We start from the raw sequence: 24,837 nt of genomic DNA, 5'->3' as shown, positions 1-24,837 counted from the left end.
CTTGCATTTCATAGGCATGTGCCCATTTGTTCCACCTACCTATTCACTGAGACGGCCATTCGGTGATAGGTATGGCGCTTGCCTCTGATGGCGATGGATAGTTGCAAGATGTTCTCGGGATCAGCGGTCCCAGAAAAACCTGCATCTCCGATATGATGAAGGTCGCAGCCGGCACGTTTGCTAGTCAATGCCAAGGCACGGATCGTACCTGTATCTGCACCTTCTTGTGTAGTGCCAATGGTGCCCATGACCAACTTCTCTTTTTGGTGGATAAAGGCCACTAGATCACTCATATGTTGTTCACTCAGCCCAGGAATCGTGCCCGCGATGGGTACAAGAATAACATCGGCTCCAGCTTGAATGAACGCAGACGCAATTTCTTCATCTAACACGGGTTCATTGACACCAGCTCCGTGCATTTTTCCAGCAATAATGATCCCAGAGAAAACGGCTCTTGCTTGTTTGATTGCCGCTGTAATCTCTTTATTTGAAACGCCAGTGGAAGGATTTCCTGTCAGACAGATAAAATCAAATCCAAGTGCTTCTGCACGAGCCATGTTTTTCTTTGTTGCCAAACGCCCAGTAGCGATAGTTGTCAGCTGTTCCATCTGCTCCGCACAATCGTCGACAGGCTCAAGATTGACTCCAATAGGCCGCCCCGTTAAGCATTGCAAAAAGCGAATGGGGTCATCCGTTGTCGGTAATCCTTTGATAGCGCCGTTTTCGCAATCAAATAGGTTCAGCAAAATCAAATCCGCCCCAAATGCAGCGACGAATTCAGCATTGGTGATTCCTCTAGACATCGGATCGATTTGGACATCATTTTCTGCTACGATCGTCCGCCCCGCACTTCCTCGGATACTTTCCAATAGCTGGTCTTTATCAAATGATTTAAAATCAGCTGCCGTGCAATTCAATAATCGTTTTGTCTCCATTTACTCCTCACTTTCTGAACCGAGTTCACTGGCTAATGTCCGATTATCCAGCATTTTGAAGAATGGATAATAGATGGCGATAGAAACCGTCAGATTCACCAGTTGTAAGATTGCCCCCGAAATATGTCCGCCTGTGGCTAGATAACCGCCGATGATTGGCGGCATCGACCAGGGCACCAAAACGACGGCAGGTTGGACGATCCCCATGGCAACAGTCGTATACGAGATGATATAGCAAACGACCGGCGTCAGAATATAAGGGAACAAAATCAATGGATTCATGACAACGGGCAATCCAAACATGATGGGTTCATTGACATTGAAAACCGTTGATGGAAATCCGAGTTTCCCCAACTCTTTTAAATACTTGCTTTTACTTCTGACTAATAGCAAGATCGCTAAGCCCAAAATCACCCCACTACCGCCAATCCAGACAAAGGTATTCATAAAGGTATAATTGATGATATGCGGAATCGTTTCGCCGTTTTGAAAAGCGATTCGATTCTCATCGATCATTTGAATCCATGTCGGCTGCAAGACGCTCAAGACCAAGTCCCACCCGTGGATACCCACTGACCAAAACAATGACGTAAACATAATGGCAAACAGACCGCCTACAAAGCCTCCGCCAATGATAGACAATGGTTGTCCCACAAGGCTGTACAGCAGATCATGAACATTCGTGTTGCCGAATGATTCCACTAATAAACGAATCACCCAGAAAAGCGAGAGGCAAAAGAATGAGGGGATCAATGCAATAAAGGAGCGACTGACCGCCGGGGGAACGTTTTCTGGCATGCGAATCACGATATTCTTTTGTACGAATAATCGGAAAATCTCCGCCGTGATTAGACTAGTGATGATTGCTACGATCAGCCCGCGGCTACCAAGATAAGACATTTGAATGCCGCCATCTTCAATCGGAGTGACTAAAAGAAAAACTGAGGCTGCCAATACACCGGCAGATAAACCGCTGACGCGGTAAGTGGTTGCTAAACTATACGCAATAGCAAAGGAATTGAACAGCGCCATCACACCAAAGGTCACTTGTACGACAAAGTCTAATTTGCTGCGCCATTCCCCGCCAAAAATACTAGTAACAAATAGGTTAAAGCCTTCCCATGGAACGTTAGATAAAATAACAAAAATGAAACCGATAATAATCAAAGGCATCGTGGTGACAAGTCCATCACGGATGGCAACTAGATGCTTTTCACCGCCAATTTTCATTCCCCATGGCAGCATTTTTTCTTCCATAAATTTCTTTAACGAATCCTTCATAAGCTTCCTCCTTAACCTTAAAAGAACGCTGAAAGAGTGCGTTCAGGTATCTTTTCGAAGTGTGAATAGAAACCAAGGCTTGCCACCTTCAAGAACCTAGGATTGAAGTGCTGATCGCCAGAACGCTATTTCTATGAACACAGTAAGAACGCATGGCATTGGATTTCTCAACTATGACTGCCTATTTTCCATGCGACTGTCCTCAACTGATCTTCACACCTGTTATTTGCCGCAAACGATTCTGCGCATGAACCGTTTCAAACGACAAAAAAGGCATTGGACAAGATTGTCCAATGCCTTTGGCATAGCAAAATAAGCGTCCAGCATCCCACGGTTTTTGCCCAAAAACCTGCCTAAATCTACTAGAAATCGACAAGGAAATCGGGTACAATAAACACGTTGATGCCTTTGGCGATCAACTATGGCAACTTGATTGGTCATCTGTCTAAAGGTTGTGACTGATCAGGGCCTCGTAAATCTGTTGGCGCAGAGATACGAGGTGCCTATTTTTTTGGTTTCTATTCGCTTACATTTTATAGAATGTTTTTGGGAAAAGCAAGCGAACATCGTAACAAAATTGTAAATAATGGTCAAAAAAATAAAAAACTATTGTGATTTGTTTGATTGAAACAGAAAATAGTAATTACTTTGCGTATTTATAAAAAAAGGAGGACCGAATCATCCATGATTCAGTCCTCCTTTTCGCGCTAGACAAATACAAACAAAATTCCAGAGCAGATCGTGCCTACCAATAATCCACGAATACTGCCTTCCCCTTCATTAGGTAACTCAAATTTGATGATATTCACCAGCAAAGCGCCGGTGATCAAGGCTTCAATGATGACCACCAAATAGTAGGGCAATGATACAAAGAGGGAGAATGCAGCTCCCGCGAAAATACTGAAGGAAAGCACAAAGCGGCCATATTTGTTATAGAGGGCACCATGATGGTGATAGAGCAGCCAATCGTTCATGAGAAAGTGCAAACCAAAGGCAATAAAGTAGGTCAAAATGTAAAAACGCTCTGATAGCGTATTGGCAATCACGATATAGCCGATCATGATATTGTAGATCACATGAAAAGCGATATCCGACCAAAAAAAGGCGTTTTTGGCACTGGTGATGTCTTTCTTTTCTAACACCATAAACGTCCGCTCATCGATTTTGTAGATCACGTAACTGAAGACTAAGCCAAACAAAACGATGCCATAGACCCCATGACTATAAAAAATCCCCGAATTCCAGCCAAATTCATCGATCAACACCGTTTGAAAATACGCCAAATGGGGCAATAGATGAACGATCGCATAGGAGATCCCTACACCAGCGGCAAAGGAGCTCATGTATTGCACGTTTAGTTTTCTGGATGAGATAACATTTGAAGATAGATGGATGAAGATAAACCCTAAAGTGATCATGCAATTCACAAGATTGTTTGTTAGATACGTCATTGTTTTCTCCTTCTTACATTCCGTTTGCGGCATCGTTTAATCGCAATTTTCAATAACAAAGTCTTTTTAATTAGTTATTTTTGGTTATTTTCATGAAATATTCTTGTTTACTATACAGTAAGTGAGCTTGGGGGGCAATAGGTTTTTTAGGTTTTTGGGGAGAAATATTTTTGATAGAAAATGACCTTCATTGTTGCCGATTTTTTCCCGATGACCTTACCTTCATTTTCGGATAGGATAATCTTGTTTTTGCTCTTGCAGACAGTAGGTCTAACTTCGTTTTTTATAAAAAATTGGGCTTATTTGAAGTTAACTTCAAATTTCCGAAAAATTGTAACCAATTTGAAGTTATCTTCAACTTTTTCTATTATGACAGATTTTTGACGTTCGTAACCAATCACTGATGAATTCAGAAAGCCGTTGTTGCTCCTATTCCATCAAAAAAAAGAAGCAAGAACTTGCAACGTCCTTGCTTCTTTTTGTCACAATTCATTATACTTCTTTTTCGAATCTTTACTTTCTTTCACCGGATACTTCATGTTGTTTTTTTCCAGCTTTTCTTTGATGATCTCATCAATATCAAGCCCCAAATTGTCTGCCAGCATATAAGAATAAATCAGAACATCCGCAATTTCTTCTTTTAAATGTTCGAAATCTTGAGTGGCTTCTTTAGGTGTTTTCCATTGAAAAATCTCCAACAATTCGGCGGCTTCGATGGAGATAGAAATAGCTAGATCTTTTTCATTATGGAATTGTCGCCAATTGCGATCATCTCGGAATTTATTGATCCGTTCCATTGAAGAGGGTTGGTTTTGCATGGTTGGACTGGCTCCTTTCGTTTTGTAGGGCTATGAGTTTTTGGCGGAGATTGGGATTGATTGCATAGATGTAAAGCCCTTTGATTGCTCGTTTCATTAATACATTCAATGAATTAAGGATGATCGTTTCTTTGGCTTTCTTCGTCAATTCTTGGTTCATATCGTCACGTCCCGTAAACGCCCCTTTGTCCTCATATTTATCGATATCGATGATAAGCTGGTCGGTCTCTGGATCGTAATCAACGGAAGGACCAATGACGACTCCTACATTGTTTAAATCAAAGCCTTGGACGGTGTATATTGACCCGACTTCACTGATTGTATCTGGTCGCTCCGCCCATGTTCGCCTCGTATCGGTCGTATTCCAGGGCAGGTTGATCCCACCAGGATCTACAAGATATGAAGCTCCGTCTTTCTTATGAACATAATCAAATGTCGAGATGATCCGTGACAGACCTTCCTTTTTATCGAGAGAAAAGATTTTATTCTTCAACTCATCATGGGTTTCCATAATCTTAAGCTCAAAAGATGCTGTTGATTCTGGAATCTGTGTTACACGTTTTTCTACGATATCATCGATCCATTGAATTATTTGTGGACTACTTTTCATTCTTAATTGATCTTTTAGCTTAAAGCGAGAAGCATTGTACCTTTTCTGAAACTGATCCAGTTTGTCCTGATCCCAGTAACTTTTGATTTTCAATACTTGCTTCGGATCAAAAATGCAAATCGTGATTTTTGCTCGCTTGATAATCTCTTCTAGTTGGTTTTCATAGTTAAAACTGTTATAGCTGTCTTTCTTCGTTAAAAGCAAATGGGCTTCATCCACAATAACGATGTCTGGGTGCAACTTCTGATTATCTGTTTTATTAATAAAGGAAGTTGGCTTTAACATATGATTCTTTTTTAAATTCGGCAAGCTTTCTGCCATTGTATGATAGGTTTTTAACATCTCTGAATGGTTGACCAGCAAAAAGTTATCGGTGCCTTTTAATACAGACTCTGACTTTGTATAGTCTTGAAGGGTGTTATAGAGAGATGCCAATAGGACGCTCTTTCCCGTTCCAGCTTCTCCTTCAATCATCAAGACTTTTTGTGTTTCATCCTGCTGAATCGCTTGTTTACAGTACTCAATGATTTCAAGTTTTATATCTAACTGTTCTGGCGTCAGTTCTTTAAAAGGAGATAATTTATATACATCTTTGTTGCGAATCGTATCGATTGAGTGCTTCGCCAATTGCCGTCTTTGCAATTCTTCCCATAACTCTTGGAAGACCACTTCATCATAATACTCTTTTTCATAATACTGATGCATCTGCACCTGTCTTGTTTGACTGACGTTTTGCAACTGAAACTGCTCATCCCCAATGAAGTGATTGATCAAATTGGTTTCGATATTGTAGGTCGCTGATTGATTGAATTTTTCATGTCCAATCAGCAAGACTTCTTTAATTTCTCTGCGCTTAGAGTTATTCAAATGCTGCTTCAATCGTTTGTTCACTTGAACCGTTTGACCAATGTACGCAACAGGTCTTTTCTTTTCATTTCGGTTGTAGAGTATGTAAACGACTGGGTACTGATCGATATATGCCGTCGTTATGCTAGATAGCTCACCTTTCTTGAAATGATGATCTTCTATGATTAGTTGGTTGGTCATTTTTTAGAGTCTCCGTTTAGTGTCTATTCCATTAAGTTTATTTATTTTAGTATATCACTGCATATTTTGCTCTTAAAGCATTAAAGACAAAATTGGTAATTTTTTGTTTTAGCAAAATAACCATTATCTAAAAAATCGCTATTGATTAATCTACTAATTTCGTCCAACGTGCATACTTTGCTAATGATTTAATAGACTAACTTATTATCCTGAAACTCTTTTCAAACGAAAACTCTCTAAGACGTTCTAAAATAAATAGCTGAAAATCCCCTTTGACAATTCATTAAACATCCTCTGTTTAGGATATTTATAAATTGTTTATTAAATTAAAAGAATTTATTTTTCAATATTAAAATAAATAAATATTTTATAATTTTAATTTGACTAAATCATTCAATATGCGATAATCATTTACGAAAGGATGATTTGATGAACCATACAGTTACCAGCCTAAGATATCTACGGATCGCTCAAATTTCTTTGTTAACATACTATATTTATTTAGCCGTCCATGACAATATTTTCGAAGCAATTCCATTACTGTTTATCAGTGGTATTTTAGATCTCGTGTACCCGCCAGACTACGCAAACCAGTCATTTTGGTTCCCTTATAAAAAGTAAACAATATTTTTAAAAAGCAACAATTTGTTTCTGGAAAGAGCTCTAGAAATCTTAACCACAATTGTTCTTGGTATTTTCCTATCTCTTGTTTTTTAAAGAAACAACTTGTGATTGTTGGTTCCCTTCTACCCAACAACTGAATTATTTTTCTATTGCTCACTACTTTTTTATCCATGTGTCTATTAAAATGGATTTACCAAATGAATAACGAATCCTTGACTGTTGAGATGACGCTAGTATTTAATCGAAAGGAAAGGTGATTTTTTATGAAAAGAATTTGTTTTGTCTTAGTTTTGAGCAATGGATTATCTTACACACCATTAACTCCAGGTGTTCTTTATCAAAGAGACACAAGCCTCAAAGACTATTTTTCACCGTTTTACGATGTTTCAATCAATTATCTGAGAGATAAAGATACTGTTGATTACTTGGTCCTTCCTGAGCCATTCGCTCCTTTTGATAATGAAAATAACCTCCCTATCATAAAAGTTCCTTCAAAATTTTTTCTGACTAAGGACTTTGAAAAAATTAAGGATTACATTGATGACTACTTTAAAGAAAATGCGGAGAAGTAATACTGATTCAAGAATATTAAATTGATACTAATGAAATTCATCCTAAAAAAAGCCGTAGTATTTGAACCATTCCCTGTCCACTTGATGGTGATGGCTAATCAAATACTGCGGCTTTGTCCTTTCTCTTAGTTATATTAACTTTTTTTCCACAAAAATATTTATACTAATCGGGACTCAATAGAAGATCATTAATCCAAGTTAGATAGAGAAAAGTATCTACCCAATTTCAAAATGAGTATTTTTTCATACCTTCCATCATTATGCACGATATCTAACGTTTAACTATATAAGTTGAAGCATTCCGTGGATTATCTATTAAAAATAAGAGAGGAAATCGACCCTTTACCAGTAAATTTCGCTTATATGAAAATTTTAGATTATGAATAAATTTATAAAAAATACAATAAAATCAGGTTCATATATAAACAAAATATAACGGCAGACTTCCTGATATGAAGCGTATCTTCATCAAGCAATTAAATAAAAACACCCGCCATACAGCTTATTTTCCTACTGTCAGTTGGTTACACTTTCGACTTGTAAAAGTTTTAGATGTAATCAATATTTTTGTGTCCTCTTCATCGTTAAAGCAATCAGATAATTTAATACCATTAATATAAATTATTATTGTTATATTTTAATTTATGTATTACTATTTTTTTGTTGTTTAACTAACAAAAAAAACAAGAAAGAAGGTTCAATATGTCGTTTCTGAAAAAATCAAAGATCGCTTGTTTTATCGCTTCACTTTTCATAGTAATTTCGCCCTTTTTTGGAACATTACAAATTGTAGCTGCAAACGAGATCAATACTTCTGTGGAAACAGAAGCAATCGAACAAGAACTTATTAATCAATACGCAGAGGATTTAGAATTTATATATGAACACGCTGCTGTGACGGAGCGTGAAGGAAATATTGTTCAGATCAACTTGACTGTTATGAGAGAAAAATATGGTAATAATGAATTCTATGATATGTTAGAAAGAGATTTTGGTCAGCAACAACCTCAATTAAGAAAAGCAAACTTTGTTGATTGTATGAAAAAAGAATTTGAAAAAATTGTAGGTTTAGATATTGCAAAACAAATTTTCACGCCTCAGGTAAAAAATTTAATAGCTAGTAAAGCATGGAAGAAAGCGTCTGAAGTAATCATTAAGACCTTAGGAAAAAAATTAGGAACAGCTGCTTTGAAAAAAATATTAGGAAAATTAGTCCCTGGTGGAATTCCAGCTCAAATTATTTTCAGTGCTGGAAAATGTGGGATAAAAGCGGTAATATAGATTTATGAAAAAAATAATTGGTTTTATACTTATATGTGTTGTTATAGCGGCAATTCTTCCAATCGGATATTTTTTAATCTCAACTATATTCTTGAGAACACCACTAAACGAAGCGTTCAGGGACTTCTTGCTTACCTTCGGACTTATGTTCATAGTGACTGTAGTAGGAATGTTTTTCAAAAAAGACTGAGTCTTTAGAATTGCTATCCAAAAAATTCAAAGCCTTAACATTTTGATTTTCTAGGTATTCCTTGATAGATGAAAAAGGCGAAATATAAATATTTCGATCATGCACAGCAAAAAAAGTAGCCCTTTTTCACCATAGGCTTATAAATTGTGCAAAAACAAATCTGAGATAGAATGAACTTTATTCTATCTCAGATTTTTTGTTGTTCTCCCTCATTCAATGATTGATGAAAAGATTAATTCTAACTATAGTACTTATTTCACTGTTTTATTTTCACATCTTTGTTTTCTATAATCTAGATCACTTCATATTATATTTTTATTTGAGGTGATTAACTTGTAGTTATTTACCTCTATCGATGAAAAATTTACTTTAGCCAGCGATGCTATGACAACAGTAAAAACTAATTTGTACATATTCTGCTACCATTTATCAGACAAATTCAGAAAATACTCATTTGACTAGACAAAATCAAGTTAATCATCATATTTACATACTTATCTAATGATTAAACAGTTTATTTGAACTTAAATTAAGAATTATTGACATTGATGTCACCTAACGCACACTCCTGCATGTTATAATTGTCACTATAAAAATTATAGTAGGAGCGTGATTAGCTATGGGTAAAATTGAAAAAAAGGAAGTCGTGGGAAATATTGTCGCATTCACTACTGTTCTTCCCGACCTGATGGATTTTCGCAATTCAAAACTTGCAACTTTTAGCTACTTCATTGATGGAAAATATTATATCTCAGAAAATAGTATTCCTGTTCCAATGAGATATGGTGTGGGCAATACAATGACCATCAAATATAACGTAGAAAAACCTACTGAGATTTTTCCAAGACATTATTTTGTCATTTAATTGCAGCGACGTATTCTGCTCCTTTTTTGGATAACCAATTCAAAATTTTCCGATTCCTACGAAAAAACTGAAAGAAGCGAGTAACTTCTTTGTGATACTATCAGTAAAAAGGAGAATTTTTGTATGCTTATCCCAGCTATAAGTTTTCAAGGAAATTGTGAAAATGCAATAAAATTTTATCAAGAGGCGTTAGATGCTCAAATTAAGTCAATCGTTTATGCGAGTGAAGCACCTGTAGATTCAGGATTAGATCCTGAGATGTCTGATGATTTCATTATGGACTCAGAAATCATCATCGACGGTCAGAGGATCATGATGACAGACGGCAGACTAAAAGACCAGCAAATGATTTTTTCTCCTTTTGTCTTGTGAAAGAATCTGCTGATGAAGTTACTACTATTTTCAATAGCCTCTCGATAGACGGAAAAGTGATTGACCCTCTTGCACCAGTGTTCTGGGCCTCGCTCTATGGTATGGTCGAAGATAAATATGGTATCACATGGATGATCATGACCTCGCATTAGTAAACTGCCTTTTACTTACTACTCGTTTAGCTATTTTTTGTTGCAACAAATTGGGTGAATAGCTGATCGAACCCTTCTGTACATTATTCAAAATATCGATAACTGGTTTAAAATTCTTTTGGTATAATCTTCTTGTTAGGCCCGATATGTAAAAAAACATGTCATTTGTTGATCGTATACTTAAAGAGCAGGGTAATTAACTCAACATCTTTGAATATAAGTGATAGCATTCAGTAAAAACTATTGTCTGAAAAGCAAAACAGGCATAAGGTAAAATATGGAGGATTCCCCAACATGAAGAATTTATTTATTTTAGAATTGACCTATCAAAAAGATTTAAGCCAAGTAGAAAAATTTCTTCCCCCACATAATCAATATCTACAAAAAAACTATGATTCAGGTCATTTTATCTGCTCTGGACGTAAAAATCCTAGAACAGGAGGAATCATATTAGCACGTTTGTCCTCCAAAGATGAGGCACAATCTATTATCAAAGAAGATCCATTTTTAATTCATGGTATTGCTACTTACTCTATTATCGAATTTGTTCCTACTAAATTCAGAAGTGATTTTACATTTAATAGTTTGTAATGAGGGTGACTGATCCATATTGGTCACTTTTTATTTCAATCAATTCCACTATTTCTTCTATTAACAAAATGATTAACCCAATTCATTCATCTGAATTACCAGCAAGTGATGAGGAATGTTTTTCCGTTTATACACATAAATTAGACAACCGTATTTTGACTCGTTTGTGTTTTAAATTAATCACGAAGCTTTTTTGTAAGAAAATTGATAGTAGAATAACGAATAAACAAGTTGAATGAAATGACCGTATATGCTGAAGAATTAGTATAAGTGTCGAAGTCGTAGTAACCAAAAAATATTGTAATCTTCCTGTGAGCTGCGAAAGATAGTCATGGTGCGGTTTTTCTATGCAGATTTCCCCTATGCTCACACTTTTTTACCAATAAAAAACGACAAAAAGGAGCACTCCTAAGAGTACTCCTTTTTGTCATATTATTTTGTGGAAAACAGTAACATACTAATCAAGTCAATGAAGCTTTGAATGTAATGGTGTATCCCTATTACCCCACAGACCCTTCCATTTAACGATTTTCTATCTTAATACGCACAAATGCTGTTATATCAACAAAAAATCTCTAAAAGTTATCTTCTAAAATCCATATATTCACAACTATTTTTACAAATAGATAGTTTTTAGATAGCTTTTTTAGCTGGGGGCAATCAATTGTTCTATAATTTTTTTCTTCTTATCTTCATCAAATTTCCTTGGTAAACAAATGACTTGCTAAGGCGAGCTTGTACATAAATATAATCATATTACTTGCAGTAATTTAGTTTATGCTATAAATTAGTAATTGCGTGCAATACTTTAAGAAGAGTAGTTAGGCGGTGAAAACTTGGGGAAGTGCGCCTAACTACTCTTCTTGTTTATTTTATCACTATTTCAACGTAATAGAAATTATTAATTAGAAATCTCTTATATATGTTCTTAACTTTAAAATTTTACCCATTTATATTATTTATAGGATTAAAATCTGCATTTTATTAATTAAACATATTGATAGAAAGTTAAGAATGATGTAAATTTGTATTAGAGGTGATTCTATGAAAGTTGATAAACTACATTATAGAAAAGTCATTAACAGCGCAAGACACCTAGAATACTATTCGATACGATACTTTCAATCTTCGTCTGATCAAAGCAACCTCGAGAAAATTAATGAAGAATTAGACTATTTAATTGAAAATGATGTTTATCACAAGATAGCACGTACATCTCGAAAATCGTTTTTGGGAGATCAGATAATCATTAGAAAAAATTTGGAACAGGATTTTAAACTTTTAGAGAAGTATATAACTTTTTTTGACCAGCATGAAATTTGAAAAACTTTTTTATCTAATTGTGCCACTCCTCCCCGGGAGTGGTTCTTTTTACTTTTTACCTTCCATATAAAATAATGATTTTTAGTAGTCGTGATTAAGTACAATTAACAGCGGTTTAACAGGTTTTATAAGATATGAGATATCAGTAGCATAGTATAAATGTAAGTACATACACTTACATTAGCACTTACAATTTTATTCATCAACGCCAATTAGATTAAATATGAAGAAGGACAAATTATTATTACCCAGTATCGAAAATAGCTACCTTTGAAGATTATCTTTAACAATTAATAAAAACCCCTTCGTAAAAAGAGGTTTTATCTTATTATTCATAAGTTATCGGAACATCATTATCTTTAACAAGTTTCGCAACATTGATAACAGGTAAGATATAGTTTGGAAATTTGTTCCCTCTTAAAATTAAATCAGAAACAAAAGGACGAATGAAAGACCATAAAATAGAAATTGTACTTTCTTTAATGAAAGTTTCAAAGCCAATATCATAACTTTCAATTTCTTCAGAATCATAAGAAAATATACCGAAAATATTTACCGTTAACATAAACCCGGCATCTTCTTCAGTAAGACTTCCTAGAGTCACATTTAACTTCGTAGCAATTTTAGAGTTTTCTTTGGATATATTAATTCCAAAATCTAAATCAGGCGTAACATCAATTTCTTTTAAATCATTATTATAGTTGGGATTTACTTTGTAACTAAGTTCGCTCAGCACATAACTATCAAAACTAATACTCGCCATTATGCAGCCAATCCTTTAACAGATGTATAGGTGCCTACAGATTTAAAATCCGTTTTATATTTTGTATTTTTAGGATTAATTGCAAAATTCTCCATAAGATTATTTTTTCCTTTTAAAAATAAATTCTTAGTTTTTATTTTTTTATCTAAAGTTAATTCGAGCGAATCGGTAACCAAAGGAACATTATTCCAATCAGTTATTGAATTCCCAACAACTAATCCTGGCGTGTCCGAATCGAATTCAACGTCATACCCCATTTTATCCAAGACATCTTTTAATCGTTCTCTGTCTAAAACCATAATTATCGCTCCTTCCTTATATACATTGTACTATTAAATCATCAAAATTAATAATAGATTGATCAACTATATTTAATTGGGTTCCTGTATTTTGAATCCTATCATAATCTGTTAAGTTTGCGTTTAAATCTTTGTATTTAACTTTATCATCTGTAAAAGTATACTTCACAGCTTGAATTTTCTTATAACCTATATACAAATCAATAATAAAACATCTCAATTCAGCGTTATCTTTATAATTAACATTGTCTTCAGCCTTATCTCTTTTTTTGGCTCTTACTCTTTCTTTTGATAGTTGCTTTTTAAATTCATTCAAACTCGCTCTATCACTCTCGGTATCTAAATTTAGAAGACAACTTTTCTCAATTTGAATACTTGCTGTAATAACACATTTCTTTTTCCCAATTAATTCTTTACTTGAACTCGCTCTTACAAACCAGCTTGCTTTATCGAAATCTTCAACGAAAAAATATGTTCCTTGGCCTAGCCAGTGATTACTTCTATATTTATTTTGAAATTTCCTCGATGAGATAATACTTAAATAGTTTTCGTAAGAAGTCCCGTGATGACACTCATTATAAACAAGCAACTAAAACTCCCCTTAAGCTTCTTTTCTTTATTATATACATTAAGGATTCAATAATACAATAGCAACTTTAAGTTAATAAGCTCTTGTTTATAATAATTTAAAAAAATTAACATCAAATAATGGTACTTTATAGGTTGTAGAATCATACGTTATATTGTTGATACAGAAGGTTGAGTATAACTTCTCACTTATTAATCTTATATTTATTTTTTTCTCGCCAAATCAGAAACTTATCAAATAATTGAATATTGATAATTGGCAGATTAGAAGTGACTAATCTGTATCCATCTTTGTAATCTTTGTGTTCTTTAAACTCTTTTAGTAGTTTCTGAAACAACGGCTTATGAAGACGGTAACCGAAATAAACTATTGCTTCGTCTTTAGCCATCCAAGCTTGCGGCAATTCAATTGTTCTTGCTAATATGACTTTCATTTTCACCCTCCTAGTATAAGATATTCCAAGCATAACACAAAAAGACACCCAGCCGATAAGCTAGGTGCCTTATATTTATCCTCCTACGCCTTCAAGTGCTTGTTTGCTTGCACGGTAAAATTTACGGTTCATTTTATTTAATTCGCTTGGGTTATTCGCATCGACATTGCCAATGTGGATATGTTGTTCCACTTTAGAAGGCTGTACTTTACCACCAATGCCTTTGCGTTTTTCTTCGTCTGATAACGGAGTAACAGTTGTCTTACCGTTCTTATTAGTAAGCAATTCTGGTCCAGCTTCACCAACGATCGCTTGCCCATTCAGTACATGACCGCCATCTGCCAAATAAGGCAAAGTGGAAATGCTAAAGCTTTTGCCGCCTACGCCAGGAACCCATTTCGGAATTTTAATGCTATTAAGACCACCCAGAAAAGCATTGATTAATCCAATCATTCCATTAAAAGGTGCTTTTGCCATGGCTGCAATTCCATCAAAGATACCACCGAAAATGTTTACAACACCGTTCCAAGCGCGTTCCCAATCACCTGTAAATATTCCAGTTATAAAATCTATAAATCCGGTGAAAATTCTCTTACCTGCATCGAAAAAGTTTTGGAAATTTTGTATGATTCCTCCAAAAATATTGCTAATGTATCCGCCCATAAAATTAAATACTTCTACCGCTATATCAGAAACACCTTGGAAAAATGCATTCACACCGTTCCTAAACCATTCAACATTGTTATAAGCCCAAACTAGCCCAGCGACTAATGCGGCTATTGCTATTACAGCTACGGCAAACCATCCACCAGATAATCCGAATAATTTGCCTAGCCCACTCCACACAGTGGCCAGATCTTTTACCCCAGTGGTAATCTTAGTAACGGAACTCATAAGCGTTCCTATGACAACCAAAGCTGGTCCGATTACTGCAGCTATACCAGCGAGTGTAATAATCCAGTTCTTAGTACCTTGATCCAGAGAATCCCACCAGCCTTTGAAACTCTTCAAAGCATCAATCGCCATTTCAAAGAAAGGCAATAAGCTTATTTGGACGGATTCGCCGACATCTGCTAAAGCAAACTTCGCATTATTCATCGCACGATTAGCAGCGTCAATAGGATCTTCCGTTTCTGCAAATGTATCAGCCACTGCACCGCCACTTTCTTTTGCTACTTTTGCTAAATCATCCAAGGTGAACGTTCCTCGTTTGATTGCATCAACCATTTTATCTGAACCTTTCCCAAATACTTCATTAGCAATTCTCAAAGCTTCTGTTTCGTCTTTTGCATTCAGTATTGAATCGATTGTTCCCTTTAATCCGTCTTGTAACGATAGATTGTCTTTGGCGTAAACAACTGAAGCTTTAGACATCTTGCTTAACATTGTGCTTGAGTCAACCCCAGCTTGCTCAAATTTACCAATTAAGGTCACCCCTTCATCGAAACTCAATCCTAATTGTTTGATTTGAGGTGCACCATCAATCGCCTTCTTCATAAGGTCATCAACTGATTGCCCTGTGTTCTGGGAAGTTTTGGTAGTAACATCCAATACATCGTTTAAATCATCGTAGGATAGTTCATAAGCTTCGATTGATTGTCTAGCATAAATTGCTGCTTGCGAGACATCAGTATTATTGATATCGGCATATTTCAATAGGTAGTCTGTTGAATCTTCAAGTTTTTTGTCCATGAATCCAAATTGAGTATTGACTTCACCAATTGCTTCTCCGACTGTTTGTAGTTCTAAGTGAGTATTTGAGCCAACGTTTTCAAACGAGGTAGACAAACGATCAGCAACATCGCCTGTTGCGCCTGTCTTTTGTATAATAGTGTCCATAGCTTCATCAACTTCTGAGAATGCAGCTAAACCAGCAGCCCCAGCAGCCATAATCGGCGCTGTTACCCCTACTGACATCTTCTTGCCGACATTTGAAACCTTTTCGCCAGCTTCTTCGATTTTTTGTAACTTTTTGGCTGTATCAATAGATACATCGCCTTGTTTTTTTAGTGCTTCATTCGTTTCATCCAAAGCGGCCTTTAATTTATTTTGTCCCGTTTCGGATTCAAGCATCTTCTTATAAAGTTTTTCAGATTCTGCTGAGTACTTACCAGTTTCTTCTACTGATTTTTCATATTGTTCTCGCAAAAGTTGAGTTCGCTTTTCAGCAAGCGTCAACTGGGTTTCTAATTTCTTTTTGGTAACTGTCAACTTCTCAGTTGCAGTCGCATTTTTATCCATAGCAGACATCTGATTGTTGAATTCAGTTACTGCTAAGTTCATTTCACGATTGATCCCCTTGATTGTTTTAGAATAATTGACTTCTCCATTCGTCTTGAAATTCAAGACAACATCGGTTTCTCTTACACTTCCTGCCATATTCTACTCTCATCTCCTTTGCATTTTCTGTCTTCTGATCGCAAGAAATTCGTCTTGCCTATTCTTCATTTCTTGTATTAATTTATCGTATTTCACACCATCTACTTCATCTCTATCTTGAAATTCATTTATTAGGAACGCACAAATTTCCATTCTTTTAGAAAGCAAAGAAAAATAGCTTTTAATATACTCTCGATTAGAACTGTTCTTCTTCTGGATCAGCCTTAAATCTCGCTCGATCGCTTTTAACTTTCGAAGTAATTCTTTGTAATTTAAAATTGAATCAAGAGAGTTTCCCAAGTCTGTTTTTAATGTGTGTTGATACCAAATGTTATCTGCCTTATCCCTCAAATATTCTAATCTATCCATTTTCATCCCCCGATCATTCTCTGGTTGTTAGAAAGTTCATAAATTCGTCTACTTCTGGACTTCCTATTTTTGTTTTATCATTCTCGACTACCAATCTAAGCAATTCTTTAACAGCGGCAGTATATCTATTGATCATCGTGTTATATGTCTTGACTGAAGCTGATTCTTTATAAAATTCTTGGCTGCCATTCTTGAAAAGTTCAATTGATCCATTTTTATTGATGTCTTCTTCGAGTTCTGACAAAGTAACATTCATAAATGAAACTCGCTCAATCAAACCTTTGACTACTTCAGCGCTACTACTGGGTACTCCGTCCATCAATGTTGTTAGTCTTTCTTTCTCAGCCGCTATTCGTGCTTCTTTTGCTTTCTTTTTCAATGTTTGCCCCCCCTCCCGTGTATGGTCCTGTGTGTTTTTCGGAGTTCCATCCCCGATTCCTAACCGATTTATTTTTTATAAAAATAACGGGGGGATAAATCAATCCCACACCGTTACTCATTTAATTTATTTTTTAATTTCAAATTTATTATCTGGCATGCCATTCAGTCTAATGATTTCATCTAAGTAGTTACTCACTGATCGTTTAACATCATGGAAATAAGAACCCAACACTGAGGCGTAGCCCCATCCTCCTTTGTAGTATTCTCGTTTAACATTATCCAATATGTTTTTGTTCTTAATGCCCAATACATCTACAAGTTGTTTCATTGAGCTGTTATGCGATTTGATTAACTGATCATTTAATTGTAACAGTCTAGTAGTTTCTGTTCCCAATAAAGCAGTTACTTCAGCGAATCCTTTGTTGTCAAATAGTTCTTTTGCTTCAGACAATAGCGCTGCTTCTTTCCGGTTGGTTTCATTTTTCAACTGATTGATATAATTAAGATAGATACTATTGGTGATCTCTGCACGTTCTTGGTACGCCTCGGCAATCACCTTCTCAAGATCTTCAATATCCTTATTTGCTTCTTTGTTAGCCTTGAATGTCTCTAAGCTATACTTTCCTTTTGCTGAAGCTTTCTTGTCTCTCTTTTCAACCAGACTATCTAACTCTTTCTCCAACTCATTGATATTGATATCGATCTCTTTTAATTCTTTTACCTCTGGTGTGGTTACTGTGTACTCTACTGTCATTCTTGATTCGCTCCCTTGATTTTTTCTTTGAGTTTACTTACTACTGTTTTCTTAGGTTCTTTGATCTGTGTTACTCGTTCTTTCTTATATTGAGCCAACAAATCTCTGCGGCGCTCGATGGCAATTTCATTTGTACTGTCTTCCTCGATCAGCTTATTTAATTCAGCCAGCGATAGCTTTTTAATAGCATCTGGATTTCCTTCCAGCTCTTGCTTCATTTGTTGTTCTTCAAGGTATTTCTCCCATTCTCTATAGCTAAAGAAATCATCTTCTGTTTTCATTTGCCAACTCCTCTACTTTCTTACGAGTATCAGGATCTAACCCATTTGTGTTCTTTGCTACCAAGGTGAGCGTTGCTTTGCGTTTAAACTCAGCGGTACAAATGCCTTTAAGCAAAACCAACTTCTTCTTATCAGATAACAGTCCATCCCGATCCTCATTTAGAGCATTCTCCACTTGTTCAGGACTTAGACCTGTGACTTCGCACAAATGTTTCTGTTTGATTTTGCGTGTCTTCATAATCTCTACAATAGTCATTTACACTTTCCTTTCTGCTTAATCAGTCAAACCATATATCAATAAACTTTATATACTCGTCTCGAGGTTCCATTTTCTTTAATCGAAGGTACATCTTTAGCTGGTTCCCCTGTGTAGAGTCCTGTTTGAATCTTTTCGCTTTGGATCTATCTTGCGTAAAGATATAAGAATCTGGATCCGCACGATTGCCGCTAATGATTTTGTAATCCTTTAAATAAATAGTCCCAACGCCTAGAATGTATTCCTCTAGTTCGTCAGCATCAATTTCGATAAACTCTTTTCTCAGCCGATTGATAATAGCCTGTAATTTCGCCTCTGACTTGCTCCTGATTTTTCGATATTCAAGAACAGATATTCCTCTTCGGTCAGCCAATACTTTATCTGTTATAGGTATATAAGTTCGATAACCGTTATGCATATAACTAAAGTTGGCACCTTGTTCAGTTTCGTAATACTTCTCAGAAAGAATTAAAACATCTTCTTTTGGCAGCTCTTTTAAAGCAGTAAATAGCAAACGAGCATATCCTGCTGTATTCCCCTCTTTTAAATGATTTCTATTTACCACAAAGGCCTTCCATTGAGTGAGTATCCATTTTGGGCGAATGTCATAATCATAAACCACTATCCAAACACCTCCGCCATTAGTGCAATATTCGAAAATAAATCGTCCGTTAGTTCAACCCTTTCTTGCGGCACTTCCCATTCATATCTGAACGCCATAGCTGTTTCTATCTCGTATATTTCATCGAGTGCTTTCTGTTTCAAAGATGGGCTTTCAACCCCTTTTAAAAGGCTCTCACGTTCAGTTATAGGCAATTCATTTAAGAAGTACATAAAATGCTTATGCCTAAACTTCCAACGCTCTATCCGCTTGTCAATGAGCATACACGCTTCGACGTTATCTGCTACTAAATAATCAATCTTGGGAGCTTTTGCATGGATAGCAATTTCATCATAGGCAATTCCTGTGCATAGGCTTTGGCAATAAAGCTCTTGCCTGATTAATCGTTTTTCTTGTTCCAGCTTTCTGATATAAGCCTCTATGTTCAAGTAGCGGTTTAAATTGTATTCACTATCCATGCTTCCCTCCTAAAAAACAGTATTCTATTATGTTGCGGCTTTGATCGTTGGTCTAGCTTGGGATTGTCATCATCTAGGACGGCTTTTTCAGCAACCGCAGTATACAGTTTTCAAAGGACAACTAATAATAAAAAACGGACACGAGACGTCTGCCATATTACTGGCTTTTTTCGTCTCATATCCGTTGGTTCTTCCTAATCAGATATTATTATTAAGTTGTCTTTATTATACCATATTTGAGCGATAAAATCTTTATAAAACGTTGATATATCAGCTTTTAAAACACTTTTTCACTCTAATTTATTTGTTGTTTTCGTCTCATATCTGACTACTTGACCATCTTTTACAATCAGGATAATTTCCCCATATTCTGGTAGTGTAAGTTCTACCGTTTTCGTTGGTTTGTCAATGTATACTTTATCTGTGTTCATCGTTCCATCTCCTTAGTTAGCAATTTTTATTGTTTCTTGCCAGTTTTTTAGATCTGCTTGTTCAATATTCGTGATTGTTTGCTCCATGCTCTTAAATTGGTTTCTAAACGCTTGAAGGCCAATAGTCCGTTCGTCTTCATTAGTAGCAATGAACATGCCACCTTCGTATCCTCTGACAGAAACAATAGGCACTCCTTTGGCTCGCAGCATTTGAATAACTGCTTTTACGTCTCGTTCGTCCAGATCAATAATAGAGCATATATCTGGTACTTTGATTTTCCTTTCAAACCCTCTTGGGATTAATTCAAGTACCGATTGTTCAATAATCGTAAGTTCTTCCATTACATGCCTCCGCTCATTTTTTTAATTTTCTTCAAACATTGGATAGTCATTTGGATAGAGATTATGACTTTTGAAATCCAAATCGTTTCTTGTGGCCAGCTTGATAATATAACCAGTTTTTTTAAACGGTGAGTGTGGGTTAATGCAATGCGCCACCCTCATTCCATCTTTCTTTCCGTGAAAATGCCATTTCGAACAATACGGACACCAAACTGCATATTGTGATCCTGTATCATAAGCGATTAAAATTGGGTATTTTCTTTCATTTTTATTGGTTTTCAGTGTTTTCACTCCTGCCTTCTTCAGTTGCACTCTCGATTGCAACAACAGTGTACCCTCAATAGAAATTAAAAATACTTGTGACATCTGGGGCACCTACTAAAAGCGTTGATATATCAATGTTTCATACTTTAGTTTGGTATTCTAAAAAACTTTTTATCTGGGACATAGGTCGGGACATTGAATTTGCCCCAAGCATTGCCCCAACTATATTTAAGGAAAATATTTCTTTAAGTCATTACCAACCCTTGTAATAACAATGTTTATAGTAGGTGTCCCCACTGTCCCGTAATAATTCAACTTCTTGCAAGGGTACACTCTTATTCTTCACATACACTTTTTAAAAACAAATGAATGTACCTTCTTGCTTTGATACTTTTAACTCGTGTCTGCTTCTTATAAATCCCCATCTTCTCAAGTTGCTTGCTAAACTTAGGTTGTGACAATTCATGTAAACTTTCTTGATAACAGAATTTTTGATATTCTTCGTAAATTGTTTTAGAAGAATCACCTTCGCTGGATTCCATATCAATGCTGCATTTTTCTTCAATGAACCTCATAATATGGTTGGATTCTTTCAACCATTTATCTTTTGCTTGATTCATCTTGTCTGATACAGTCAGTTCTTTGCGGTCTAGCGCTTCTTTAAACATACTTATGCAATAGGTGGCGAATAGTGGAATCTCTTTCTCGATGGCATTTAAGTCGTGCTTAGTTTTAAAGCTTTCGTCTATCACGCAATCAAAAGGAACTACATATAAGCGCCTCTCAAAACCGTGTGTGAAGTCATTGAACGCTGGCAACTCATTCGCTGAAAATATCAACTTCGCAAAATTCACAAACATAAAGTGATCTTTTCCTTTAAACTCAGCAGATAAACGATCCCCACCAGTTAGGGCTTTGAGTAATCCTGTTGACTTGAGAAACTCGGAATCAACATCCGCAAACAGATTGGCTTCTTTCTGAAATAGGTTGGCACCAGCAAAACGATTCTGTTTGTTCCCTAATTCTTGCAGCGTCATATTGCTGGTATTGTCCTTTCCGATGACTTTTGTTAGAAAATCTAAGAAAGTGGATTTACCATTCTCGCCGCTCCCTTGCAAAATCGTTATCGTTTGAAAAGGTGCATAACTCCGATAGAAACAGTATCCTATGATTTCCATTAAATGCTGTGCGCTTTTTTCATCACCAGTCAAATCTCGCAGCCATTCGATTGCCTTCTCTGGCTTCAAATTTGATTTCGGATCTACAACATAATCATGACTTTGGAGAATATAGTCTTTAGTATCGTGCGGTTTCAGTTCACCAGTTTTAATGTTGTAAGTTCCATTTTTAAAATTGGCCAGATACGGCTTGCTATTGTTAAAGGGATTTTCTTTCATAGTCGGGTCAAAAATCTTAATCATGATAAACTTTTTTGTTTCGCCTAGTTTTTGCTGACTCCACTTATTGAAAGATTCCAATTTGTCAGTGATATAACCGTCTAAAAAATCGCTTAAACTATCAATTCGCCATGATCCTGTTTTTTTATCAAACCTCGCACCGTAGAGCAAACCATTTGTTCGGATCATTGGAATCTCGTTCATAATTTCATAACCTAACTTAGAAGCATTTACTTTAGTGTTTCCTTTTTCATCTGTGTAAATCCAAGAAGGCAGTTTCTTTTCTTCGCCAATGCTCTTTTTTTGTAATTCTTGTAACTCAATAATTTCACTCAATTGGCTCCCAACTCCTTCTTTGCTATCGAATAAAATGTTTCCTCCACTTCTTTTTCAGATAGCGGTTCTGAAAAGTATCGATTGGCGACTTTAACTAATTCGAATACCGCCTTTACGTCTACCGCTCTTGCTAGCAAACCTCCTGTGATTTGAGCAATGCGATTGTTGCGGTTTCCTTCTTCACATCCGCATACAATGCTTTCGAAAAGTTCAGTAGTTGTATTCCTATATCTTGACCCGCCTTTTTTGAATTGGCTTGTGTTTTTGTACAATTTTCTTGAAGTTACGCCTCCTGTGTCTTGTTTGTAGTCTTTCAGCCAACGTTTTGCGGCATCTAAGCCATCAGATATGGGAAATAATTTTTCTCCGCCATGGACAATAATTTGTTCTTGCTTAGTATATTGTGTCAACACTGGTAGTAACTGTATTTGCGACCAAGTGAGGTTTGATTGATCCGCAGTGTGAATAATGCCATCCAGTATCTTATTTGAAAAGAAGTAAATCAGTAGCTTGTATTCTTGTTCATTCACTGGTTTATCCAGTGGAATAACTAACCGATAGCGTACGCCTTTTAACCCATGACTAACACTTGGATAAAGAACATAAGCAAACTTGGCTAGTTTTTGTTTGATGGCAGCTATCAAATCAATTTCAGATACGGTCACATCATCTAAATCTAAAATTAGGCAATCTCGATTGATTAAATTTTCATTTTTTCGTATCAAGGCCTTCATTTCACCAGCTATGAACCCATCAATTACAATCGTTTTTAATTTCTTCTGTTCTTCAGGATCATCAGAAACATTGACTTTAATCGGTGTATATTCTGAAAAGAATTGAATAATGCTTTTATCAATTGGTGGTTCCATAATGGATGGCCGCACTTTTCCTATATAAATCATTCGAAGCACCTCCGCTTACTGATTTTTTGGTTCTACTTCAGCAAGCCATTTGTGAAGTGCAGAATCGTCATCAAGCTTTCCACCAATTTGGACGAAAACTTTCTTTATATGAGGAAGAACGAATCCCATTTCTAAGTCAAACTCTCCAGGCGTGTATCTAACTACATTCATGTTCCCAATATATTTATTAGTTATTTCCATCATTTATACCCCTCCTATACTGGATAAATTTCATCGGAGACAGCTTGTATTTGCCCTCGGATATTTTCTAAAGCTTCACCTATTTCATCGAGCACTCCCGTTCCCAATTGTTTGTTTAAAGAAAATGTATCTTCAGTTACTCGTGAATATTCGATATTCTCTATAAGACGTTCGATGATTTTTAAGTCATTTACTCGTGCTGCAAGGTTCTTGGAACTGGATAGCAATTTCTTTTCATTCATGGTTAGATCCTCCTTGTTCCAATTTGATTGCGTACGCCTCGGTATCAGATGCATGTCTTCCTGATAACTCCAAAATAGATACTAGCAATGCATTTGCCATGTTTAAATCTTCTGTAGTAATAGTTCCTTGCATCGACATTTGATTGTCAAAAAAAGCTTTAAACCCCTTCAAAGCAAAGTCAACATTAAATGCATCAGTAACTAAATTTTCAATTCCTAAAATATTTTCCATATTTAGTGCGCTCCATTCTCTAATTGTGATATACTAGAGAAAAGAATATAGGTATATTACCTACTTGTTTGCCTTTTGCTGATTCCGTCAAGAATCTTTACAGCAAAGGCTTTTTTCTTTTCTCCATCCATAGTTTTTTTACTCCACTTCTTTTAAACTTGGAAACTGACTTTCTAGCCATGGGATCATGACCGCTAAATTTTTTCTTGCTTGTTCTTCGGTTAAATTAGCTATTTGATTTTGAAGAACAATTAGATCAGCGTAAAGTTGTGCATTCTCTTTTTCGGCTTCTTTACACTCTTTCAAAATACTTTCTGCTTCTTCTACAATTTCACGTACAGAAAAATTCTTGTACTTCTTAGGTATCCAAACTAATTTCAGCATTTCTATCCTCCTCTAAAAATCCTATTGAGACTACCATTTGACTAACTTACTTTCCAATTTGCCCCCAGCGATTAATTAAATTTCAAATTGCGCCATCCACTCATCAACCTTTTTCCGATTACAACGTTTTGTTTGATTGATAACGGATACTGGAAAATCTAGCTCTTTAATGAATTTAGATAGATTGGATCGTGATACTTGTAAATAATCACAAGTCGTTTCTAAGTCCATCCATTCTGGGAAAATCCGTTTCTCCGCTTCACGCTGCTTTATTTCCTTCTCTACGCGATTAGCAACTTCTTCAAAACGCTCTTCGAATACGGGAGTCAAATCTACTTCTAACTTCATCTTTCGGCCTCCTTTCATACGTATATTTGCGTATTACTAAAATAAAAAATTAAACGTATATT

General features: G+C 35.8%; 34 protein-coding genes. 7 read left to right on the top strand and 27 right to left on the bottom strand.

The annotated features are described in order from the left end of the window. Window positions 1-35: 35 nt before the first annotated feature. The 5 genes from IGI76_RS02535 to IGI76_RS02515 all read right to left on the bottom strand — a co-directional run bounded on the left by IGI76_RS02535 (window position 36) and on the right by IGI76_RS02515 (window position 6,142). Window positions 36-935 (bottom strand): DUF7916 family protein, encoded by a 900-nt coding sequence (locus tag IGI76_RS02535; RefSeq protein WP_333718942.1) that lies wholly within the window; start codon window positions 933-935, stop codon window positions 36-38. After that, on the bottom strand, window positions 936-2,216 hold the full coding sequence (gene celB / locus IGI76_RS02530; protein ID WP_438780994.1) for a PTS cellobiose transporter subunit IIC: 1,281 nt from the start codon (window positions 2,214-2,216) through the stop codon (window positions 936-938). It lies immediately after the preceding gene. A gap of 707 nt (window positions 2,217-2,923) precedes the next feature. Then, entirely contained in the window at window positions 2,924-3,667 is a 744-nt protein-coding gene (locus IGI76_RS02525; RefSeq protein WP_167822129.1) for a hypothetical protein, read from the bottom strand. Between the two features lie 482 nt (window positions 3,668-4,149). Further along, window positions 4,150-4,485, bottom strand: a complete 336-nt coding sequence (locus tag IGI76_RS02520) for a nucleotide pyrophosphohydrolase (RefSeq protein WP_034857870.1) — start codon at window positions 4,483-4,485, stop codon at window positions 4,150-4,152. Further along, window positions 4,448-6,142: a DUF2075 domain-containing protein gene (locus IGI76_RS02515; RefSeq protein WP_333718940.1), complete on the bottom strand. Its 1,695-nt coding sequence runs from the start codon at window positions 6,140-6,142 to the stop codon at window positions 4,448-4,450. The genes IGI76_RS02520 and IGI76_RS02515 overlap by 38 nt, the downstream gene beginning before the upstream one ends. Before the next feature lie 429 nt (window positions 6,143-6,571). On the opposite strand from IGI76_RS02515, the gene IGI76_RS02510 reads away from it, so the two are divergent. The 7 genes from IGI76_RS02510 to IGI76_RS02480 all read left to right on the top strand — a co-directional run bounded on the left by IGI76_RS02510 (window position 6,572) and on the right by IGI76_RS02480 (window position 10,789). Continuing rightward, window positions 6,572-6,763 (top strand): hypothetical protein, encoded by a 192-nt coding sequence (locus IGI76_RS02510; RefSeq protein WP_333718939.1) that lies wholly within the window; start codon window positions 6,572-6,574, stop codon window positions 6,761-6,763. Window positions 6,764-7,029: 266 nt separating this feature from the next. Continuing rightward, complete coding sequence (locus IGI76_RS02505; RefSeq protein ID WP_128432470.1) at window positions 7,030-7,338, top strand: hypothetical protein; 309 nt, start codon at window positions 7,030-7,032, stop codon at window positions 7,336-7,338. Between the two features lie 702 nt (window positions 7,339-8,040). Beyond that, window positions 8,041-8,619: a hypothetical protein gene (locus tag IGI76_RS02500; protein ID WP_333718715.1), complete on the top strand. Its 579-nt coding sequence runs from the start codon at window positions 8,041-8,043 to the stop codon at window positions 8,617-8,619. 809 nt (window positions 8,620-9,428) lie between these two features. After that, complete coding sequence (locus IGI76_RS02495) at window positions 9,429-9,674, top strand: hypothetical protein (RefSeq protein WP_016609659.1); 246 nt, start codon at window positions 9,429-9,431, stop codon at window positions 9,672-9,674. Window positions 9,675-9,797: 123 nt separating this feature from the next. Further along, the gene (locus IGI76_RS02490) at window positions 9,798-10,046 is read left to right on the top strand and encodes a hypothetical protein (protein ID WP_333718716.1); all 249 of its coding nucleotides are present in this window, start codon (window positions 9,798-9,800) and stop codon (window positions 10,044-10,046) included. Then, window positions 10,043-10,198: a hypothetical protein gene (locus IGI76_RS02485; protein WP_333718717.1), complete on the top strand. Its 156-nt coding sequence runs from the start codon at window positions 10,043-10,045 to the stop codon at window positions 10,196-10,198. The genes IGI76_RS02490 and IGI76_RS02485 overlap by 4 nt, the downstream gene beginning before the upstream one ends. Window positions 10,199-10,492: 294 nt before the next feature. Then, window positions 10,493-10,789, top strand: a complete 297-nt coding sequence (locus IGI76_RS02480) for a YciI family protein (RefSeq protein ID WP_081117388.1) — start codon at window positions 10,493-10,495, stop codon at window positions 10,787-10,789. A 1,651-nt stretch (window positions 10,790-12,440) separates the two neighbouring features. On the opposite strand, the gene IGI76_RS02475 is transcribed toward IGI76_RS02480, so the two are convergent. The 22 genes from IGI76_RS02475 to IGI76_RS02370 all read right to left on the bottom strand — a co-directional run bounded on the left by IGI76_RS02475 (window position 12,441) and on the right by IGI76_RS02370 (window position 24,775). Then, window positions 12,441-12,875, bottom strand: coding sequence for a protein-export chaperone SecB (locus IGI76_RS02475; protein WP_005470252.1), 435 nt, complete (start codon window positions 12,873-12,875; stop codon window positions 12,441-12,443). Next, window positions 12,875-13,174: a hypothetical protein gene (locus IGI76_RS02470; RefSeq protein WP_005470250.1), complete on the bottom strand. Its 300-nt coding sequence runs from the start codon at window positions 13,172-13,174 to the stop codon at window positions 12,875-12,877. Before IGI76_RS02470 ends, IGI76_RS02475 begins: the two co-directional genes overlap by 1 nt. A gap of 16 nt (window positions 13,175-13,190) precedes the next feature. Then, window positions 13,191-13,763, bottom strand: coding sequence for a hypothetical protein (locus tag IGI76_RS02465; protein WP_438780989.1), 573 nt, complete (start codon window positions 13,761-13,763; stop codon window positions 13,191-13,193). 184 nt (window positions 13,764-13,947) lie between these two features. Further along, window positions 13,948-14,196: a hypothetical protein gene (locus IGI76_RS02460; RefSeq protein ID WP_005470246.1), complete on the bottom strand. Its 249-nt coding sequence runs from the start codon at window positions 14,194-14,196 to the stop codon at window positions 13,948-13,950. Window positions 14,197-14,271: 75 nt separating this feature from the next. After that, window positions 14,272-16,575, bottom strand: coding sequence for a phage tail tape measure protein (locus IGI76_RS02455; protein WP_333718936.1), 2,304 nt, complete (start codon window positions 16,573-16,575; stop codon window positions 14,272-14,274). 9 nt (window positions 16,576-16,584) lie between these two features. Beyond that, complete coding sequence (locus IGI76_RS02450) at window positions 16,585-16,944, bottom strand: hypothetical protein (protein WP_010749670.1); 360 nt, start codon at window positions 16,942-16,944, stop codon at window positions 16,585-16,587. Between the two features lie 13 nt (window positions 16,945-16,957). Then, a complete protein-coding gene (locus IGI76_RS02445) occupies window positions 16,958-17,323 on the bottom strand; it encodes a hypothetical protein (RefSeq protein ID WP_010749671.1) in 366 nt (121 codons plus the stop codon). Window positions 17,324-17,449: 126 nt separating this feature from the next. Next, complete coding sequence (locus IGI76_RS02440; protein ID WP_333718935.1) at window positions 17,450-18,079, bottom strand: hypothetical protein; 630 nt, start codon at window positions 18,077-18,079, stop codon at window positions 17,450-17,452. Continuing rightward, window positions 18,076-18,360, bottom strand: a complete 285-nt coding sequence (locus IGI76_RS02435; RefSeq protein ID WP_333718934.1) for a hypothetical protein — start codon at window positions 18,358-18,360, stop codon at window positions 18,076-18,078. Before IGI76_RS02435 ends, IGI76_RS02440 begins: the two co-directional genes overlap by 4 nt. Beyond that, complete coding sequence (locus IGI76_RS02430) at window positions 18,344-18,616, bottom strand: hypothetical protein (RefSeq protein ID WP_333718933.1); 273 nt, start codon at window positions 18,614-18,616, stop codon at window positions 18,344-18,346. The genes IGI76_RS02435 and IGI76_RS02430 overlap by 17 nt, the downstream gene beginning before the upstream one ends. 22 nt (window positions 18,617-18,638) lie before the next feature. Further along, a complete protein-coding gene (locus IGI76_RS02425) occupies window positions 18,639-19,238 on the bottom strand; it encodes a hypothetical protein (RefSeq protein ID WP_333718932.1) in 600 nt (199 codons plus the stop codon). Next, window positions 19,238-19,696, bottom strand: a complete 459-nt coding sequence (locus IGI76_RS02420) for a hypothetical protein (RefSeq protein WP_333718931.1) — start codon at window positions 19,694-19,696, stop codon at window positions 19,238-19,240. The genes IGI76_RS02425 and IGI76_RS02420 overlap by 1 nt, the downstream gene beginning before the upstream one ends. 290 nt (window positions 19,697-19,986) lie before the next feature. Continuing rightward, on the bottom strand, window positions 19,987-20,127 hold the full coding sequence (locus IGI76_RS02415) for a hypothetical protein (protein ID WP_169818172.1): 141 nt from the start codon (window positions 20,125-20,127) through the stop codon (window positions 19,987-19,989). A 12-nt stretch (window positions 20,128-20,139) separates the two neighbouring features. After that, window positions 20,140-20,469: a hypothetical protein gene (locus tag IGI76_RS02410; protein ID WP_071856505.1), complete on the bottom strand. Its 330-nt coding sequence runs from the start codon at window positions 20,467-20,469 to the stop codon at window positions 20,140-20,142. A 21-nt stretch (window positions 20,470-20,490) separates the two neighbouring features. Further along, complete coding sequence (locus tag IGI76_RS02405; protein ID WP_249686454.1) at window positions 20,491-20,835, bottom strand: hypothetical protein; 345 nt, start codon at window positions 20,833-20,835, stop codon at window positions 20,491-20,493. Window positions 20,836-21,068: 233 nt separating this feature from the next. Further along, the gene (locus IGI76_RS02400) at window positions 21,069-22,466 is read right to left on the bottom strand and encodes a DNA primase family protein (RefSeq protein WP_438780985.1); all 1,398 of its coding nucleotides are present in this window, start codon (window positions 22,464-22,466) and stop codon (window positions 21,069-21,071) included. After that, window positions 22,463-23,368: a primase alpha helix C-terminal domain-containing protein gene (locus IGI76_RS02395; RefSeq protein ID WP_270287047.1), complete on the bottom strand. Its 906-nt coding sequence runs from the start codon at window positions 23,366-23,368 to the stop codon at window positions 22,463-22,465. Before IGI76_RS02395 ends, IGI76_RS02400 begins: the two co-directional genes overlap by 4 nt. Before the next feature lie 15 nt (window positions 23,369-23,383). Further along, window positions 23,384-23,572, bottom strand: coding sequence for a hypothetical protein (locus IGI76_RS02390; protein ID WP_029487057.1), 189 nt, complete (start codon window positions 23,570-23,572; stop codon window positions 23,384-23,386). Window positions 23,573-23,583: 11 nt separating this feature from the next. Further along, window positions 23,584-23,811: a hypothetical protein gene (locus IGI76_RS02385; protein WP_029487058.1), complete on the bottom strand. Its 228-nt coding sequence runs from the start codon at window positions 23,809-23,811 to the stop codon at window positions 23,584-23,586. Beyond that, a complete protein-coding gene (locus IGI76_RS02380; RefSeq protein WP_142971715.1) occupies window positions 23,804-24,043 on the bottom strand; it encodes a hypothetical protein in 240 nt (79 codons plus the stop codon). The genes IGI76_RS02385 and IGI76_RS02380 overlap by 8 nt, the downstream gene beginning before the upstream one ends. A 138-nt stretch (window positions 24,044-24,181) precedes the next feature. Then, a complete protein-coding gene (locus IGI76_RS02375) occupies window positions 24,182-24,427 on the bottom strand; it encodes a hypothetical protein (protein ID WP_333718927.1) in 246 nt (81 codons plus the stop codon). A 75-nt stretch (window positions 24,428-24,502) separates the two neighbouring features. Next, window positions 24,503-24,775, bottom strand: a complete 273-nt coding sequence (locus IGI76_RS02370; RefSeq protein WP_148366202.1) for a helix-turn-helix domain-containing protein — start codon at window positions 24,773-24,775, stop codon at window positions 24,503-24,505. Window positions 24,776-24,837 lie beyond the last annotated feature (62 nt).

Source organism: Enterococcus sp. DIV2449a (genome assembly GCF_051711225.1).
Classification (GTDB): Bacteria; Bacillota; Bacilli; order Lactobacillales; family Enterococcaceae; genus Enterococcus_D; species Enterococcus_D casseliflavus.
Note: the sequence above shows the minus strand (reverse complement) of the source record. Positions and strands in the feature narration are given on the sequence as shown.

Excerpts from the sequence above, each read along its gene's own strand:
- IGI76_RS02490 (WP_333718716.1), top strand. The coding sequence starts at position 9,798 with ATGCTTATCCCAGCTATAAGTTTTCAAGGAAATTGTGAAAATGCAATA.
- IGI76_RS02435 (WP_333718934.1), bottom strand. The coding sequence starts at position 18,360 with ATGAAAACAGAAGATGATTTCTTTAGCTATAGAGAATGGGAGAAATAC.
- IGI76_RS02415 (WP_169818172.1), bottom strand. The coding sequence starts at position 20,127 with ATGAACACAGATAAAGTATACATTGACAAACCAACGAAAACGGTAGAA.
- IGI76_RS02475 (WP_005470252.1), bottom strand. The coding sequence starts at position 12,875 with ATGGCGAGTATTAGTTTTGATAGTTATGTGCTGAGCGAACTTAGTTAC.
- IGI76_RS02510 (WP_333718939.1), top strand. The coding sequence starts at position 6,572 with ATGAACCATACAGTTACCAGCCTAAGATATCTACGGATCGCTCAAATT.
- IGI76_RS02455 (WP_333718936.1), bottom strand. The coding sequence starts at position 16,575 with ATGGCAGGAAGTGTAAGAGAAACCGATGTTGTCTTGAATTTCAAGACG.
- IGI76_RS02440 (WP_333718935.1), bottom strand. The coding sequence starts at position 18,079 with ATGACAGTAGAGTACACAGTAACCACACCAGAGGTAAAAGAATTAAAA.
- IGI76_RS02505 (WP_128432470.1), top strand. The coding sequence starts at position 7,030 with ATGAAAAGAATTTGTTTTGTCTTAGTTTTGAGCAATGGATTATCTTAC.
- IGI76_RS02535 (WP_333718942.1), bottom strand. The coding sequence starts at position 935 with ATGGAGACAAAACGATTATTGAATTGCACGGCAGCTGATTTTAAATCA.
- IGI76_RS02480 (WP_081117388.1), top strand. The coding sequence starts at position 10,493 with ATGAAGAATTTATTTATTTTAGAATTGACCTATCAAAAAGATTTAAGC.
- IGI76_RS02395 (WP_270287047.1), bottom strand. The coding sequence starts at position 23,368 with ATGATTTATATAGGAAAAGTGCGGCCATCCATTATGGAACCACCAATT.
- IGI76_RS02370 (WP_148366202.1), bottom strand. The coding sequence starts at position 24,775 with ATGAAGTTAGAAGTAGATTTGACTCCCGTATTCGAAGAGCGTTTTGAA.
- IGI76_RS02375 (WP_333718927.1), bottom strand. The coding sequence starts at position 24,427 with ATGCTGAAATTAGTTTGGATACCTAAGAAGTACAAGAATTTTTCTGTA.
- IGI76_RS02390 (WP_029487057.1), bottom strand. The coding sequence starts at position 23,572 with ATGATGGAAATAACTAATAAATATATTGGGAACATGAATGTAGTTAGA.
- IGI76_RS02520 (WP_034857870.1), bottom strand. The coding sequence starts at position 4,485 with ATGCAAAACCAACCCTCTTCAATGGAACGGATCAATAAATTCCGAGAT.
- IGI76_RS02470 (WP_005470250.1), bottom strand. The coding sequence starts at position 13,174 with ATGGTTTTAGACAGAGAACGATTAAAAGATGTCTTGGATAAAATGGGG.
- IGI76_RS02380 (WP_142971715.1), bottom strand. The coding sequence starts at position 24,043 with ATGGAAAATATTTTAGGAATTGAAAATTTAGTTACTGATGCATTTAAT.
- IGI76_RS02500 (WP_333718715.1), top strand. The coding sequence starts at position 8,041 with ATGTCGTTTCTGAAAAAATCAAAGATCGCTTGTTTTATCGCTTCACTT.
- IGI76_RS02430 (WP_333718933.1), bottom strand. The coding sequence starts at position 18,616 with ATGACTATTGTAGAGATTATGAAGACACGCAAAATCAAACAGAAACAT.
- IGI76_RS02405 (WP_249686454.1), bottom strand. The coding sequence starts at position 20,835 with ATGTCACAAGTATTTTTAATTTCTATTGAGGGTACACTGTTGTTGCAA.
- IGI76_RS02460 (WP_005470246.1), bottom strand. The coding sequence starts at position 14,196 with ATGAAAGTCATATTAGCAAGAACAATTGAATTGCCGCAAGCTTGGATG.
- IGI76_RS02385 (WP_029487058.1), bottom strand. The coding sequence starts at position 23,811 with ATGAATGAAAAGAAATTGCTATCCAGTTCCAAGAACCTTGCAGCACGA.
- celB (WP_438780994.1), bottom strand. The coding sequence starts at position 2,216 with ATGAAGGATTCGTTAAAGAAATTTATGGAAGAAAAAATGCTGCCATGG.
- IGI76_RS02420 (WP_333718931.1), bottom strand. The coding sequence starts at position 19,696 with ATGGATAGTGAATACAATTTAAACCGCTACTTGAACATAGAGGCTTAT.
- IGI76_RS02525 (WP_167822129.1), bottom strand. The coding sequence starts at position 3,667 with ATGACGTATCTAACAAACAATCTTGTGAATTGCATGATCACTTTAGGG.
- IGI76_RS02410 (WP_071856505.1), bottom strand. The coding sequence starts at position 20,469 with ATGGAAGAACTTACGATTATTGAACAATCGGTACTTGAATTAATCCCA.
- IGI76_RS02515 (WP_333718940.1), bottom strand. The coding sequence starts at position 6,142 with ATGACCAACCAACTAATCATAGAAGATCATCATTTCAAGAAAGGTGAG.
- IGI76_RS02450 (WP_010749670.1), bottom strand. The coding sequence starts at position 16,944 with ATGGATAGATTAGAATATTTGAGGGATAAGGCAGATAACATTTGGTAT.
- IGI76_RS02495 (WP_016609659.1), top strand. The coding sequence starts at position 9,429 with ATGGGTAAAATTGAAAAAAAGGAAGTCGTGGGAAATATTGTCGCATTC.